Raw genomic sequence first — 13,911 nt, forward strand, 5'->3', positions numbered from 1 at the left:
CCGGGAAAAGCGCATAGCGCTTTCCCTTGGGAATTGCGTCAAAACAAGGAGCTCTAGACCGGCCGTTTCAGGCCCAGATGGTCGCGCAAGGTGCGACCCTCATAGTCCCGGCGGAAGAGGCCGCGCCGCTGCAGTTCCGGCACGACGAGCGTGGCAAAGGCATCGAGTTCGCCGGGGAAATAAGAGGGCATGACGTTGAAGCCGTCGGCAGCACCCCCTTCGAACCGAGCCTGCAGCTCGTCGGCGACCTGGGCCGCTGTGCCAACGATGCGCCAATGGCCCCGCGCGCCGGCGAAATGGCGCGCAAGCTGGCGAATGGAAAGGTTGTCGCGGCGCGACTGTTCGATGACCAGCGCCTGACGGCTCTGCATGCTCTCGCTGGGCGGCAGCTCCGGAAGCGGTCCATCGATCGGACAGCGCCACAGATCGGAGATGCTGAGATAGCTGGACAGCAGCGCAACGCCGACATCGTCGGGGATCAGCTCCTGCAATTCCTCGTATTTTTCACGGGCCTCCGCCTCGGTCTCCGCCACCACGGGTGCTACGCCCGGCATGATCTTGATGTCGTCCGGCTCGCGCCCATAGGCCGCCAGACGCCCCTTGAGATCGTCGTAGAAGGCCTTGGCTTCCTCGAAGGTCTGCGCCGCCGTGAACACCACATCGGCGGTTCGGGCGGCGAGGTCGCGGCCGACATCCGAAGCGCCGGCCTGAACCAGCACAGGCGCGCCCTGGGGCGAACGCGGCAGGTCGAGCGGATCCCGCACCGAAAAGCTCTGGCCGTCGTGACCGGAAGCCCCATCGAGCTTGCCGTGCCAAAGTCGGGCAACCACCTCGGCGAACTCACGCGCGCGCTCATAACGGTCCGCATGCGGACGCAAGCCGGTCGAGCCGAAATTGGCTGCCTCGATGGGACTGGCCGAGGTGACCAGGTTCCAGCCGGCCCGGCCACCGCTCAGATGGTCGAGCGACAGGAAGGTTCGTGCCAGCCCATAGGGCTCGTTGTAGCTGGTCGACGCTGTCGAGACGAGGCCGATGCGGCTGGTCTGGACGGCGAGCGCCGACAGCAGGCTGATCGGCTCGAAACCGATCGAGCGCGACGTCTGGCTGGCAATGCCGACATTGGCTTCGCGCAAGCCGGCGGCGTCCTCGCAGAACACCATGTCGAATTTCGCCGCTTCCGCCGTGCGCGCCAGCTGGATGTAATGGTCGATGTCGATGCCGGCGGTCACGTGCGCCTTGGGGTGGCGCCAGGCGGCGATATGGTGGCCTGTCGCCCACAGAAAGGCGCCGAGCTTCATCTGGCGAGCGGTCATTGGCCACCTCCACCGGCAAGCCCGAGATGCGAGCGCAAGGTTGCGCCGCGATAACTCTCCCGAAACAGGCCGCGCCGCCTCAGCTCCGGCAAAACCAGATCGACGAAATCGTCGAGTGCGGAGAGTTGTGCCGGCATTATGATGTTGAACCCGTCGCAGCTTTTCGCCCGGAATCCTTCTTCCAAGCTGTCGGCGACGGCAGCCGGCTTACTATCGGCGATAGACGAGACGTTCATCAGCACCTTCACAGCATCCAGATCGCGTCCACAGGCTGCGACGCGGCGCCTGAGATCGGCATAGTGAGCTTTCGCGTCGTCGATCGGTCGCTCGTCCAGCAGGATGACATCGGCGGTGCGCGCGGCAATATCCAAGTCGGGCTCCGACAGGCCGGACAGCACCAGCACTGGCGCATCCTGCGGCGATCGTGCGACGTTCAGCGGTCCGCACACCGAAAAGAACTCGCCCTTGTGGTCGAGCAGGTGCATCTTTTCGGGATCGTGGAAGCGGCCGCCGCTCTTGTCGAACAGCAGCGCGTCCGCGTCCCAGCCCTGCCACAAGCCTTGGACGATGCTGATATATTCCTCCGTGCGGCGGCGGAAATCGCCTGACGAAAACCCCTCCGGCCGGCTGAAATTGGCCGTTTCGCGAGGGTTCTGCGCCATCGTCGCGTTCCAGCCGGTGCGGCCATGGCTGATGATGTCGAGTGAGGCGAAACGGCGCGCCAGATTGTAGGGCTGATGGGCAATGGTCGAGGCAGCGGCAACGAGGCCAATCTTGCTTGTCACTGTCGCCAGCGCGGCCAGCAAGGTCGTCGCTTCGAAGGGCATCGGACTGTTCGCTGCATCGCCATCGGACGCTGGCGCTGAATCGGCAAGCAGGACCATGTCCAGCCCGGCCGCTTCGGCCTTTTGCACGAAGCTGGCCAGATGGCTGAATTCCGCCTCTACCCCGGGATCGGCGATTCCTGACAACAGCGAAACAGCAAGATGCATTCTGGCGTTGTCGCCCATCGATGGTTCCTGCGAGACGAGATGGAGCTGGAACTATGTTCGCCGCCCGCAGCGAAGGCAACCGCTGGCGCTGGGCCAACTGCGGCTCACTTGCCGGCCAGCAATTAGTTTCCGGCCGGTCTGGGGGTGCGGACATTTGGACAGGTCGTATGTGCTTGCTTTGGCGGATCACACACCTCGACGATTAGCCGAAACATCAATGACTTCGTCATCCTATGGCAGAGCAAGGAGCGAAGCGACGCGGCGCAGACCCCTGGAGCTGCTCCGCAGCCCAAGGGATCCATGCCGCGACTTCAGAGTGCTGCTGCGGTGCAGAATTCTGCTCCGCCGCACTGCTTGGTGAAGGTCGCGGCATGGATCCCAGGGTCTCCGCGACGGAGCTTCGCTCCTGCTCCGCCCTGGGATGACGACGTTTGGGAGCTTCGGCCAATCTCGTACGCAGGCGTCAAGGATCGACCGGTGCCTTCCTTGCCGCAGGCGGTCCTATTTGCCAGCAAGCAGGTCGTTGATCAGCCGCTGGCAGCGCTCGGCCATGAAGTCGAGCAGCAGCCGCACCTTCGGATCCTGCAGCTTCTTGTGCGGATAGACGGCGGCGAACTGCACCGGCGTCGGCGGGGCGCCGGGCAGGATCACCTTCAGCCGCTGGTCGCGGATGAACGGCTCGACCTCGAAGCGCGGCTTGTTGATGATGCCGCGTCCGGACAGTGCCCAGCCGGTCAGCACGTCGCCATCGTCGGTGTCGTAAGGCCCGTGCACCTCGAATTTCTGCGGGCCGGTGGGGGTCTGCAACGTCCACACATATTCGCGCGCGCCGGAGTAACGCAGCATCAGGCAGTCGTGCTTCTTGCCGATCAGTTCCTGCGGCTCAATGGGTTCGCCGCGCGCCTCGAGATATTTCGGTGCCGCCACCAGCACGCGTTCGCATTCCATGATGCCGCGCATCCTGAGGCTGGAATCCTCGATGATGCCGAGCCGGAAGGCGACGTCGATGCCTTCCTTCATGATGTCGACATTGTGGTCGGACAGCCTCAGCCGCACCTCGATATCGGGGTATTTGTCGTGGAAGTCGGGAATGCCCGAAGCCACCAGCCGGCGGCCGAGGCCGAGCGGCGCCGTCACCTTTATGGTACCGCGCGGCTGGCCGGATAGCGCCGAGACCGCGGCTTCCGCCTCGGTGATCGCCTCCAGCACCTGCTTGGCGCCCCCGTAAAAAACCGTGCCATGCTCGGTCGGCATCAATTGCCGTGTGGTGCGGTTGAACAGCCGCACGCCCAGGTGCTTCTCCAACTCCTTGATGCGGTTGGAGGCGACCGCCGGTGAAATGCGCATGTCGCGCCCGGCCGCCGACAGATTGCCGAGTTCGACGACGCGAACGAAGACGGCGATGTTGTCGAGATAGGCCATGCGGAGCACCTTCGCCGGTTTGCAGCGATCAGCCTAGTATTTTCCATTTTTTTTTGAAAGTCATCGCACACCTCGCCTCTTTCCGTTTGCGCACGACACCGTAAAGTCGCGTCATCGGCAGGGACGACTTCAATGATGGATTTCGCGATTTTCTGGGACTGGCTGAGTTTTGCCGTGCGCTGGCTGCATGTCGTCACCGGCATCGCCTGGATCGGCTCGTCCTTCTACTTCGTCGCGCTCGATCTCGGCCTGCGCCAGCGCCCGGGCATGCCTGTCGGCGCCTTCGGCGAGGAATGGCAGGTGCATGGCGGCGGTTTCTACCACATCCAGAAATATCTGGTGGCGCCTGCCGAGATGCCGGAACACCTGACCTGGTTCAAATGGGAATCCTACGCCACCTGGCTGTCCGGCTTCGCCATGCTGTGCGTCGTCTATTATGCCGGAGCCGATCTGTTCCTGATCGATCCCAATGTGCTGCCCATGTCGGTGCCGGTCGGCATCCTGCTGTCGCTGGCAACTATCGGCGTCGGCTGGGTGGTCTATGACCTTCTGTGCCGCTCGCCGCTCGGAAAAAGCGACACCGGGTTGATGCTGGTGCTCTACTGCGTGCTGGTGTTCATCGCCTGGGGGCTGACGCATCTGTTCACCGGCCGCGCCGCCTTCCTGCATCTGGGCGCCATCACCGCCACGATCATGTCGGCCAATGTCTTCATGGTCATCATCCCCAACCAGAAGATCGTCGTCGCCGACCTCATCGCCGGCCGCAAGCCCGACCCGAAATACGGCAAGATCGCCAAGCAGCGCTCGCTCCACAACAACTATTTGACGCTGCCGGTGCTGTTCCTGATGCTGTCGAACCACTATCCCCTGGCGTTCGGCACGCAGTTCAACTGGGTCATCGCCTCGCTGGTGTTCATCATCGGCGTGCTGATTCGGCACTATTTCAACTCGATCCACGCGCGCAAAGGCAATCCGACCTGGACCTGGCTGGGAGCCCTTGTCTTGTTCATCATCATCATCTGGCTGTCGACCGCGCCGAAGGTGCTGACCGGCGAACCCAAGGAATCTGCCTCGGCGCAAATCTATGTCGCTTCAGCGCATTTCCCGGCGGTACGCGACACAGTGCTCGGCCGCTGCTCGATGTGCCATGCGGCGGAGCCGGTCTATGAGGGCATCTATCATGCACCCAAGGGTGTGATGCTCGACACCGACGCCGACATCGCCAACCACGCCCGCGAGATCTATCTGCAGGCCGGCCGCAGCCACGCCATGCCGCCCGCCAACGTCTCCCAGATTACCGACAAGGAGCGGGCGCTGCTGGTGGCCTGGTTCGAAGGCGCAGGGAAATAGCATGACCTCCACGCTTCTGCGCGGCCGCACGCTGTCCTTTGTGCGCTGGCCCGAAACCATCGACGACCATTCCGCCTGGCGCTACGAGGAGGATGGCGGCCTGCTGATCCGCGACGGCAGGATCGTCGCTTCGGGCACCTATGCCGAGGTCGAAAAGCAGGCCGGCGATGCAGTGAAAAAAATAGACCATCGGCCGCATCTACTGCTGCCAGGCTTCATCGATGCGCATGCGCATTTTCCGCAGATGCAGATCATCGCTTCCTATGGCGCAGAACTGCTCGACTGGCTGAACACCTATACCTTCCCGGAAGAAACGAAGTTCGCCAACGCGCAGCACGGCCGCCGCATCGCGCGGCTGTTCCTCGATGAAATGGTGCGCCACGGCACCACGACGGTTGCCGCCTATTGTTCGGTGCACAAGGCGTCAGCCGAAGCCTTCTTTGCCGAGTCGCATGACCGCAACATGCTCAACATCGCCGGCAAGGTGATGATGGACCGCAATGCGCCCGACGGCGTGCTCGACACGCCGCAATCCGGTTATGACGACAGCAAGGCGCTGATCAAGGAATGGCACGGCAAGGGTAGGCAGCACTATGCCATCACGCCACGCTTCGCCATCACCTCGTCGCCGGAGCAAATGGAGATGGCGGGCGCGCTGTGCCGCGAACATCCCGATCTACACATGCAGACGCATCTGTCGGAAAACCACGCCGAGATCGCCTTCACGCAGGAACTCTATCCGTGGTCGCGCGACTACACCGATGTCTACGAGCATTACGGGCTGTTGGGGCGCAAAAGCCTGTTCGGTCACTGCATTCATCTGTCCGAACGCGAGGCTGATGCACTGTCGGACTCGGGGTCGGTGGCGGTGTTCTGCCCGACCTCGAACCTGTTCCTCGGCTCCGGCCTGTTTGACTTCCAGCGCTTCCGCCGACGCGACAAGCCTATCCGTATTGCAGCCGCCACCGATGTCGGCGGCGGCACCAATTACTCCATGCTGCGCACCATGGATGAGGGCTACAAGGTGATCGCGCTGAATGGCGAGAAGCTTAACCCGTTCCAGTCCTTCTGGCAGATGACACGCGGCAATGCCGAGGCGCTGTCGGTGGCGGAAAAGATCGGCACGCTGGATGAAGGCAGCGATGCCGACATTGTCGTGCTCGACGCCAGGGCGACGCCGGCGATGCGGCTCAGGATGGAAACGGTTGAGACGCTGGCGCAGGAACTGTTTCTCCTGCAGACGCTGGGTGACGACCGCACTGTCCGCGAGGTCTATGTCGCAGGCCGGTCGGCCAAGAGCGACATGGCGAATTAGAGCACTACGAGGCGTTCCTTGCTTGACCCGGCGGCGGCCATCGGTCAAAGCGTGCGGCGAAGTTGACAGGGGAACGACATGGCCGTTGCTGACGACATCGCTCTGATCAAGAGACAGGAAGAAGTCCTGGTCTTCCCCTCGTTCGACGAGGCCGTCGCTTTCAAGCTCGGTTCAGCCATCCGCGACCGGGCACTCGCCGAGAACCTGCCTGTTATCGTCGACATCAGGACCTTCGATAGGCCGCTCTTCTATGCCGCGCTGCCCGGCTCGAACGCTTCTAATCCGGACTGGGCGCGGCGCAAGATCAATGTCGTCAAGCGGTTCCTGAGAAGCACCTACCGGATGGTGCTGGAACAGCAGCGCCCCGACCGCACCTTCAAGGTCGGAGAAGGACTTGATATCACCGACTATGTGCTGGCTGGCGGCGGCTTTCCGGTCACGGTCAAAGGCGCCGGCGTCATTGGTGTGATCGCCGTCTCCGGATTGCCGGAGCGCGAGGATCATGGCGTCGTGGTCGATGCGCTGTGTCATCATTTGGGCGTCGACAAGCGCGAGCTGGCATTGCCTCGGGAAGCCGAATGACCGTGCTCGATCCCAAAACCTTCCTCACCTCCATCTTCAACGCGGCCGTCGCCGCCGCCGATCCGGAACGAACCATCAGGGATCATTTGCCGGCCAAGCCCAAGGGCCGCACCATAGTCATCGGCGCTGGGAAAGGCTCGGCGCAGATGGCGGCGGCGTTCGAGAAGGCCTGGGACGGCCCCATCGAAGGGCTGGTCGTCACCCGTTACGGCTATGGCGCAACCTGCGAGCGCATCGAGATCATCGAGGCGGCGCATCCGGTGCCGGACGCCGCCGGGCTCGAAGCCTCGCGGCGCCTGCTCGCCAAGGTCCGGGGGCTGACAGCGGACGATCTGGTCGTCGCGTTGATTTCCGGTGGCGGCTCAGCGCTTCTGCCGTCGCCGGCCGGCAGCCTGACGCTCGCCGACGAGATCGCCGTCAACGAAGCGCTGCTCGCCTCGGGCGCGCCGATCGCGGCGATGAATACCATCCGCAAACACCTTTCCACCATCAAGGGCGGCAGGCTGGCCGCCGCGGCGTACCCGGCCAAGGTGGTGTCGCTGGTCGTTTCCGACATTCCCGGCGACAATCCGGCGCTGGTCGCTTCCGGGCCGACGGTACCGGATACCGGCAGCCGCGAAGACGCGCTGGCCTCGATATCGGCCTATGGCATGAAACTGCCGGCCGCGGTGATGGCTCACATCAATTCGTCTGCCGCCGATGCGCCAAGCCCGGATGACAAGCGCTTTTCGCGCAACGAGGTCCACCTGATCGCTTCGGCCGGCGTGTCGCTCGAGGCGGCGGCGGTGGAAGCGAAACGACAGGGCGTCGAGGCCGTTATCCTCTCCGATGCCATCGAAGGTGAGGCGCGTGAGGTCGGCGGCGTCCATGCGGCCATCGCGCGCGAAGTTGCAACGCGCAACCGGCCATTTTCGAAGCCGGTGCTGATCCTGTCCGGCGGCGAAACCACCGTGACCTTGCGCGCCCCCATTAACGGCATAAGGGGCAAGGGCGGCCGCAATTCGGAATTCCTGTTGGCCTTCGCCATCGGCGTCAATGGCGTCGACGGCATCCACGCTCTGGCCGCCGACACCGACGGCATCGACGGTTCGGAGAACAATGCCGGCGCCTTCGCCGATGGTTCGACCGTATCGCGCATGCGCGCGGCCGGTGTCGATGCCAAGGCCATGCTGGCCGGCAACAATGCCTGGACGGCCTTCAATGCCGTCGGCGATCTTTTCGTGCCTGGTCCGACCGGCACGAATGTCAACGATCTCAGGGCGATCCTGATCCGTTGAACCAGTCGCCGATTTGGCTCACACCTCGTGCAGATAGAGGTGGTAGTCCAGTTCGCTGACCGTGCGTGCCACGCGCAGATATTCGGACTGCTTGATCGCCACGAAGGTGCGATGCAGGTCCTCGCCGAGCGCGTCTTTCAGGAACGTTGACGCCCTGGCAGCTTCGATCGCGGCGCGCCAGTCGACAGGCATCGTCGTGCGCGTGACTGCCGCCTCATAGCCGTTGCCGGTGGTTTCGGGGCCGGGATCGAGACCTTCGTCGAGGCCCTTGATGATGGCGGCGAGCACGGTCGCGGCGATCAGGTAGGGATTGGCGTCGACGCCCGACGGCCGGTGCTCGATGCGCCGGTTCTTGGCGTCGCCGGCCGGCACGCGCAGCGCCACCGACCGGTTGTTGACGCCCCAGGTCGGCGCCACCGGCGCATAGGATTGCGAGACGAAGCGCCGCCAGGAATTGGCGTGCGGCGCAAACACCAGCATCGATTCCGCCATCGTCTGGATCAGGCCGCCAAGTCCCTGCAGCAACGGCAGCGACCAGCTCTCGCCGCCGGCTTCGGCAAAGACGTTTCGGCCCGCCTTATCCTGCAGCGAGACATGGAAATGCATGCCCGAGCCGGCATATTTCTCGATCGGTTTGGCCATGAAGCAGGCGGTGACGCCGTGGCGGCGCGCCTGCGCCCGCACCAGCCGCTTCAGCATGACCAGGTCGTCAGCCGCCCGCATCACATCCTTGCGGTAGTTCAGCGTCAATTCGTACTGGCCGGGCGCATATTCGGAAATCACTGTCTCGGCCGGAATGCCTTGCGCCTTGGCGGCTGCATAGATGTCGGAGAACAGCGGCTCCATGCCGTGCAGATGATCGACGGAATAGACCTCGGTCTTGCCCGAGACGCGGCCATCGAGCACGGCGCGCGCCGGCTGCACCTTGCCGTCGGCATCGCGCTCATTGGCAAGGAGAAAAAATTCGAGTTCGAAGGCGCCGGCCGGATAAAGACCCTTGGCCGCCAGTATCTCGACCTGCCGTGCCAGCGCCAGCCGTGGGTCCGACGACATCGGCCGGCCGTCGAGCATGTACATCGCCATCAGCAGCTGGCCGCGTGGCGGATTTGTGCCGTAGAGCGGCACCAGCGTGCCGGGGATCGGCCAGGCCCTGAGGTCGCCGTCGCCGGTCGTCCAGATCAGCCCGGTTTCGTGCACATCCTCGCCGGTGATGTCGAGGCCAAGGATCGAGATCGGCATATGGCGGCCGCCCTCGAAAATGCTCTTCAGCTCATGCCGGCGCACGATCTTGCCGCGGCCGACGCCATTGGCATCGGTCAGCACGATATCGAAGGCTTCGATCTCGGGATGGGCGTCGAGAAAGGCTTGCGCCTCGGTGGGTGTCGAGCCCGAAGGTGAGGTCATTATAGCATTGGGATGGTCCATCGCCGCTTGTCTCATGCCGCAAGCTTTGCCGCAACCGCGCCGAAGGCGGTGATCAGCCGGTTGACCTGGGCGCCTGACGTTGCCGGCGAGATCAGCATCATATTGTGGAAGGGTGCGATCAGCACGCCGCGATTGACCAGCGCGACATGGATGGCGGCCTCCAGTTCCGGTGCATGCGCTGTTTCCGCCTCGGCGCCATTCCTCAAGGGGCCGGGCGCGCAGATGAACTCGACGCGGGCGCCGACGCGGGAAACATGCCAGGGCAGGCGGTAGCGGTCGATCACGCCGGTCAGCCCGGCATCGAGCCGCCGCGCCAGATGATCCATGCGGTCATAATTTTCTTCAGTCATCACCTCTTCCAGCGTGGCGCGCATCGCCGCGAACTGCAGCGGGTTGGCCGAGAGCGTCGTGCCCATGCCGGAATAACCCGGCTCCTTGGTCCTGTTGTAGTCAGCGTAGCGTGAGGCGACGTCGTCGCTCATGCCCCACACGCTTGCCGGCACACCGCCGGCGATCGGCTTGCCCAGCACGAAGAAGTCCGGTTCCAGCCCGTATTTCCTGGTGTAGCCGCCCGGGCCGGTCGAGATCGTATGCGTCTCGTCGATCAGAAGCAGTGTGCCGGCCTGGCGCGTTAGTTTGCGCAGCGCGTCATGGTAGCCCGGATCGGCCAGCACCATGCAGGAATTGGTCAGCACCGGTTCGGCGATGACGCAGGCGACGTCCTTGTCCCTGAGGGCTGCTTCGAGTGCTGAAACATCGTTGAACTCGATGACCTTGGCCGTACGGGTCAGGTCGCGGAACTCGCCGGCCAACCCCGGCCGGTTGACTGGCTTGCCGTCGATCAGCCGCACCATCGTCTCGTCGACCGAGCCGTGATAGCAGCCATTGAAGACCAGGATTTTCTCCCGGCCGGTGATGGCGCGGGCGACGCGCAGCGCAAAGCGGTTGGCATCGGTCGCCGTCGTCGCGATCTGCCAGAACGGCAGGCCGAAACGCTGCTGCAGCAGCGGCCCGATGGCGAGCGCGTCTTCCGAAGGCAGCATATAGGTCAGGCCTCGTCCTGCCTGGCGGCGGATGGCGCGCGCCACCGGCGGCGGCGAATGGCCGAACATCGAGCCGGTGTCGCCAAGGCAGAAATCGTCAAGCCTGATACCGTCGATGTCGGTGATGGTCGCGCCTTTGGCGCGGTCGACCAGGATCGGAAACGGCGTCGGCCAGTCGTTCATCCAGTGCATTGGCACGCCGCCGAAGAAGCCGGGCAGGCCGTTGCCGGCCTTGGCTTGCGACTTTGGCCGCGCCTTGCGGAAGGCCGCCCCCTCGGTTTCGCGCAGATCGGCAATGCGGTCGCGGCCGATGCCGCCGATGGACGTCTTGGACGTGTCGCTATGCATGAAAACCCCTCTGGTCGATCCCTCTTAGACAATCCGTGTCCGCATCCGCAATTGGCCGCGCGTCCGTCCTGCGTTGGCTCAGCCTTTGGCTGCGGCGCTTGACCGTGCTGCCGAAGTCAGCGCCAATATGAGTGGGAATTGAGGTAGAGGGGCAAAGATGCGGACGATCATCTGTGTGGCAATGCTTCTGTCGTCGGCCAGCGCGGCCTTTGCCTCCGGCGGCATCTGGTGCGACGTTGACGACGCGGCGGTGACATTCGACGTCGGCGCCGGCGTCACCAGAGGCATGGGCGGCCCGACCTTCAACTTTCGCGGCGATCTCGAAATCAAGGCGAGGCCGGTCGGCGATCATCTGCGCAAGACGGTGTTCGAGGATTCCAACCTGACCCAGTACTGGCTGGACGGCAAGGAGCTGCGGCTGAACATCTACCATGAGCGTCAGCTCGCGGATGCCTACAACTATGTTGAGCTGACGATCCTGACCAAGGCCAGCGACGAAGGCGTCTATGACGGGCAGTATACGCTTGCCGTCTATGACAATGCCGCCGACACGGACAAGGACGGCAAGCCGGCGGAGTTGACGGGCAAGGTGTCGTGCGGGGCCGAGTAGGCTCGCCAATCGGCTGTGTCAGCCTGCCTGCATCGAGGCGATGGCGCGTCGCATCAGGTCGAGAAACATCAGCCGCTCGTCCTCGCTGAAGCCGGTCAGTGCCGCCTCGTTCTGTGAACGCGCGGCCTGCGTCGCCGGCTCGCGCAGGCCAACGGCTTTCGCGGTGAGATGGATCGACTGCGAGCGCCCGTCTTCGGGGTGCAGGCGTCGTTCGATCAGCCCGTCACGTTCCATGCGGATCAGCGTGTTGGCCATCGTCGCCTGTTCCACGTTGAGACGCTGCACGAGTTCGCGTTGCGTCAGGCCATCTTCATCCCACAGCGCCAGCAGCGTCATGAACTGGGCCGGCGCCAGGCCGAGCGGCCGGATGCGCTGCTGCAGCCCGTTGGCAAACAACCGCGCCATGTGGTTGGCCAGGAATCCGGCGGATCGTTCCTTCTGAAATGTCATGCCCGCCAGATAATAGTTGAATAGCATGCTATGCAACGATATATAGCTTGCTATGGAGATGAAAAATGAAAACCAGGATTCATGCAGCGGCGGGCGCCATTGCGCTGATCACGGTCTCGGCCTTCTGGCTGTCGACAGTCACGGTTGAACTGCTCGGCGACGCGGCCGCGATCACAACGGTCAAAAACTATGTGCTGGCCGGCATGGCTGTGCTTATCCCGGCGATGATCATTGCCGGCGCGTCAGGCTTTTCGCTAGGCAAGGGCTGGAAGAGTCCGGTCGTGGCACGCAAGAAGTGGCGCATGCGCATCATCGCCGCCAACGGACTTCTGGTGCTCGTGCCCTCGGCCTTCCTGCTCAGCAGCCTTGCCGCGGCCGGTAGCTTCGACAGCCTTTTCACAATCGTCCAGACGATCGAACTGGTGGCCGGCGCGACGAATATCGCACTGCTGTCGCTCAACATGCGCGACGGGCTGTCGCTGCGGCGGAAGCCGCTTCGGCTGGCCGCGCGAGCGCGGTGAGTTCAGGCCGTGATGTCGATGACGCCGCAGTCGCCGGCGGCACTGCCGAAGGCGACACGGCGCTCTTCCTTGTCCCACATCATCGAGGTGATGGCGCCCTTGCCCGGCCGCCGCAACAGCACTTCCTTGGCGTCGGCAAAACGCACCGCCATCACCATGCCGTCATCATAGCCGACGGCGACGACGTCCTGGCTCGGGTGGCAGGCGACAGCCGTCACCATGGCGTTGCCGCGCGTGCCGAGTTCCAGCGGCGCCTTGCCCATCGGCCCGTCCTTGCCTGAAAACGGCCAGACGATCGCCGCCGGCGCGCCGGAACTCGCCAGCCACTTGCCCTTCACGCTCCACGACAGGCTTTTGACCTTGCCGGGATAGCCCGTCATGCGCATGTGCTTGCCATCGGCGAGCTTCCAGCCATGCAGCGCGTTTTCCTGCATCGTGGTGACGAGGAAGGCGCCATCGGGCGAGAAGGCGATGCCGGTGTGGGCGCCGGCCCATTCGAGCTCCACCGGCTTGCCCTCGGCGGCCGGGAAATGCAGCGTCGCGCCATTGTAGCGGGCAACGCCGAAGCGCATGCCCTTGGGCGAGAAGGCCAGCCCCTCCACCGAACGCGGATGGACAAATTCCCTGGTCTTGCCGTCGGCAAAGCGCACGTAGGCGGTCTTGCCCGAGGCATAGGCGATGGCGCCTTGCGGTCCGGCGGCAACGCTGGTGATCCACTTCTTTCCGGCGCTCGCCAGTTCCATGATCTCGCCGCCTGCTTTCACGGCAAACACCTTGCCGTCCTCGCCGCCGGTGATCAGCCGGTCGTTGGCCGCATCATGGAAAGCGGCGAGCAGCCCGTCATTCGCCTGAACCGTCTTGTGGCCATGGTCGAGCCGATGGATGGCGCCGTCAGCCAGCGCGAAATGCGGCACGTCGCCGAGGAAGACGGCAGCGATGCAATGGCCTTCGAGGTCTAGGGGGGCGACTGTGGGCATGGCTATCTTTGTCAATGAAAGTGCAGAGGGCGGCTTACTCGACGTTTGCACGTCCGGCAACCATGAGAGGCGCCAAAGCTAGAGCAATCGTTGATATCAGTTGCCGAGGTCAGCGCTGCCCCTCATTGTCCTGCCGGACATTTCTCCCCGTATAGTGACGGGGAGAAAGACGGCTGTCGCGGACGGTTTCGCCAATCGCCATCGCTGCAGAATAGGCGTCGGCATTGCGGCCGGCACCTTCTCCCCGTCACTATACGGGGAGAAGGTGCCGGTGTCCGAACCGGAT

Annotated in this window: 13 protein-coding genes; 6 read left to right on the plus strand and 7 right to left on the minus strand. The window is 63.8% G+C overall.

Going from position 1 to position 13,911, the window contains the following annotated elements; translation table 11 throughout:
- Window positions 1-53: 53 nt before the first annotated feature.
- The 3 genes from FCU66_RS25090 to FCU66_RS25100 all read right to left on the minus strand — a co-directional run bounded on the left by FCU66_RS25090 (window position 54) and on the right by FCU66_RS25100 (window position 3,727).
- Window positions 54-1,313, minus strand: coding sequence for an LLM class flavin-dependent oxidoreductase (locus FCU66_RS25090; RefSeq protein ID WP_136616396.1), 1,260 nt, complete (start codon window positions 1,311-1,313; stop codon window positions 54-56).
- Window positions 1,310-2,323, minus strand: a complete 1,014-nt coding sequence (locus FCU66_RS25095; RefSeq protein ID WP_136616395.1) for an LLM class flavin-dependent oxidoreductase — start codon at window positions 2,321-2,323, stop codon at window positions 1,310-1,312. The genes FCU66_RS25090 and FCU66_RS25095 overlap by 4 nt, the downstream gene beginning before the upstream one ends.
- 483 nt (window positions 2,324-2,806) lie before the next feature.
- Window positions 2,807-3,727 (minus strand): LysR family transcriptional regulator, encoded by a 921-nt coding sequence (locus FCU66_RS25100; RefSeq protein WP_136616394.1) that lies wholly within the window; start codon window positions 3,725-3,727, stop codon window positions 2,807-2,809.
- A 132-nt stretch (window positions 3,728-3,859) separates the two neighbouring features.
- Between FCU66_RS25100 and FCU66_RS25105 the strand changes: the two genes are divergently transcribed.
- The 4 genes from FCU66_RS25105 to FCU66_RS25120 all read left to right on the plus strand — a co-directional run bounded on the left by FCU66_RS25105 (window position 3,860) and on the right by FCU66_RS25120 (window position 8,251).
- The gene (locus FCU66_RS25105; RefSeq protein ID WP_136616393.1) at window positions 3,860-5,077 is read left to right on the plus strand and encodes a urate hydroxylase PuuD; all 1,218 of its coding nucleotides are present in this window, start codon (window positions 3,860-3,862) and stop codon (window positions 5,075-5,077) included.
- A 1-nt stretch (window position 5,078) separates the two neighbouring features.
- Complete coding sequence (guaD, locus tag FCU66_RS25110) at window positions 5,079-6,392, plus strand: guanine deaminase (protein WP_136616392.1); 1,314 nt, start codon at window positions 5,079-5,081, stop codon at window positions 6,390-6,392.
- A 78-nt stretch (window positions 6,393-6,470) separates the two neighbouring features.
- Window positions 6,471-6,974 carry a heme-degrading domain-containing protein gene (locus FCU66_RS25115; protein WP_136616391.1) on the plus strand — a complete coding sequence of 168 codons (504 nt, stop codon included), beginning with the start codon at window positions 6,471-6,473 and terminating at the stop codon, window positions 6,972-6,974.
- Window positions 6,971-8,251: a glycerate kinase type-2 family protein gene (locus FCU66_RS25120; protein ID WP_136616390.1), complete on the plus strand. Its 1,281-nt coding sequence runs from the start codon at window positions 6,971-6,973 to the stop codon at window positions 8,249-8,251. The genes FCU66_RS25115 and FCU66_RS25120 overlap by 4 nt, the downstream gene beginning before the upstream one ends.
- An 18-nt stretch (window positions 8,252-8,269) precedes the next feature.
- Here FCU66_RS25120 and FCU66_RS25125 read toward each other — a convergent pair whose 3' ends face one another.
- Window positions 8,270-9,655 (minus strand): glutamine synthetase family protein, encoded by a 1,386-nt coding sequence (locus tag FCU66_RS25125; RefSeq protein WP_168991743.1) that lies wholly within the window; start codon window positions 9,653-9,655, stop codon window positions 8,270-8,272.
- 32 nt (window positions 9,656-9,687) lie between these two features.
- Window positions 9,688-11,067, minus strand: a complete 1,380-nt coding sequence (locus tag FCU66_RS25130; RefSeq protein WP_136616388.1) for an aspartate aminotransferase family protein — start codon at window positions 11,065-11,067, stop codon at window positions 9,688-9,690.
- A 157-nt stretch (window positions 11,068-11,224) separates the two neighbouring features.
- On the opposite strand from FCU66_RS25130, the gene FCU66_RS25135 reads away from it, so the two are divergent.
- Window positions 11,225-11,677 (plus strand): hypothetical protein, encoded by a 453-nt coding sequence (locus FCU66_RS25135; protein WP_136616387.1) that lies wholly within the window; start codon window positions 11,225-11,227, stop codon window positions 11,675-11,677.
- 18 nt (window positions 11,678-11,695) lie between these two features.
- On the opposite strand, the gene FCU66_RS25140 is transcribed toward FCU66_RS25135, so the two are convergent.
- Window positions 11,696-12,127, minus strand: a complete 432-nt coding sequence (locus FCU66_RS25140) for a MarR family winged helix-turn-helix transcriptional regulator (RefSeq protein WP_136616386.1) — start codon at window positions 12,125-12,127, stop codon at window positions 11,696-11,698.
- A gap of 65 nt (window positions 12,128-12,192) precedes the next feature.
- On the opposite strand from FCU66_RS25140, the gene FCU66_RS25145 reads away from it, so the two are divergent.
- The gene (locus tag FCU66_RS25145) at window positions 12,193-12,648 is read left to right on the plus strand and encodes a hypothetical protein (RefSeq protein ID WP_136616385.1); all 456 of its coding nucleotides are present in this window, start codon (window positions 12,193-12,195) and stop codon (window positions 12,646-12,648) included.
- Between the two features lie 2 nt (window positions 12,649-12,650).
- Here the strand turns inward: FCU66_RS25145 and FCU66_RS25150 are convergent, their stop codons facing one another.
- The gene (locus FCU66_RS25150; protein WP_136616384.1) at window positions 12,651-13,625 is read right to left on the minus strand and encodes a WD40 repeat domain-containing protein; all 975 of its coding nucleotides are present in this window, start codon (window positions 13,623-13,625) and stop codon (window positions 12,651-12,653) included.
- Window positions 13,626-13,911 lie beyond the last annotated feature (286 nt).

Source organism: Mesorhizobium norvegicum (genome assembly GCF_004919685.1).
GTDB classification, from domain to species: domain Bacteria; phylum Pseudomonadota; class Alphaproteobacteria; order Rhizobiales; family Rhizobiaceae; genus Mesorhizobium; species Mesorhizobium norvegicum.

What these genes read in the sequence shown, in the direction of transcription:
- FCU66_RS25090 (WP_136616396.1), bottom strand. Translation starts at nt 1,313, where the DNA reads ATGACCGCTCGCCAGATGAAGCTCGGCGCCTTTCTGTGGGCGACAGGC.
- FCU66_RS25095 (WP_136616395.1), bottom strand. Translation starts at nt 2,323, where the DNA reads ATGGGCGACAACGCCAGAATGCATCTTGCTGTTTCGCTGTTGTCAGGA.
- FCU66_RS25100 (WP_136616394.1), bottom strand. Translation starts at nt 3,727, where the DNA reads ATGGCCTATCTCGACAACATCGCCGTCTTCGTTCGCGTCGTCGAACTC.
- FCU66_RS25105 (WP_136616393.1), top strand. Translation starts at nt 3,860, where the DNA reads ATGATGGATTTCGCGATTTTCTGGGACTGGCTGAGTTTTGCCGTGCGC.
- guaD (WP_136616392.1), top strand. Translation starts at nt 5,079, where the DNA reads ATGACCTCCACGCTTCTGCGCGGCCGCACGCTGTCCTTTGTGCGCTGG.
- FCU66_RS25115 (WP_136616391.1), top strand. Translation starts at nt 6,471, where the DNA reads ATGGCCGTTGCTGACGACATCGCTCTGATCAAGAGACAGGAAGAAGTC.
- FCU66_RS25120 (WP_136616390.1), top strand. Translation starts at nt 6,971, where the DNA reads ATGACCGTGCTCGATCCCAAAACCTTCCTCACCTCCATCTTCAACGCG.
- FCU66_RS25125 (WP_168991743.1), bottom strand. Translation starts at nt 9,655, where the DNA reads ATGACCTCACCTTCGGGCTCGACACCCACCGAGGCGCAAGCCTTTCTC.
- FCU66_RS25130 (WP_136616388.1), bottom strand. Translation starts at nt 11,067, where the DNA reads ATGCATAGCGACACGTCCAAGACGTCCATCGGCGGCATCGGCCGCGAC.
- FCU66_RS25135 (WP_136616387.1), top strand. Translation starts at nt 11,225, where the DNA reads ATGCGGACGATCATCTGTGTGGCAATGCTTCTGTCGTCGGCCAGCGCG.
- FCU66_RS25140 (WP_136616386.1), bottom strand. Translation starts at nt 12,127, where the DNA reads ATGACATTTCAGAAGGAACGATCCGCCGGATTCCTGGCCAACCACATG.
- FCU66_RS25145 (WP_136616385.1), top strand. Translation starts at nt 12,193, where the DNA reads ATGAAAACCAGGATTCATGCAGCGGCGGGCGCCATTGCGCTGATCACG.
- FCU66_RS25150 (WP_136616384.1), bottom strand. Translation starts at nt 13,625, where the DNA reads ATGCCCACAGTCGCCCCCCTAGACCTCGAAGGCCATTGCATCGCTGCC.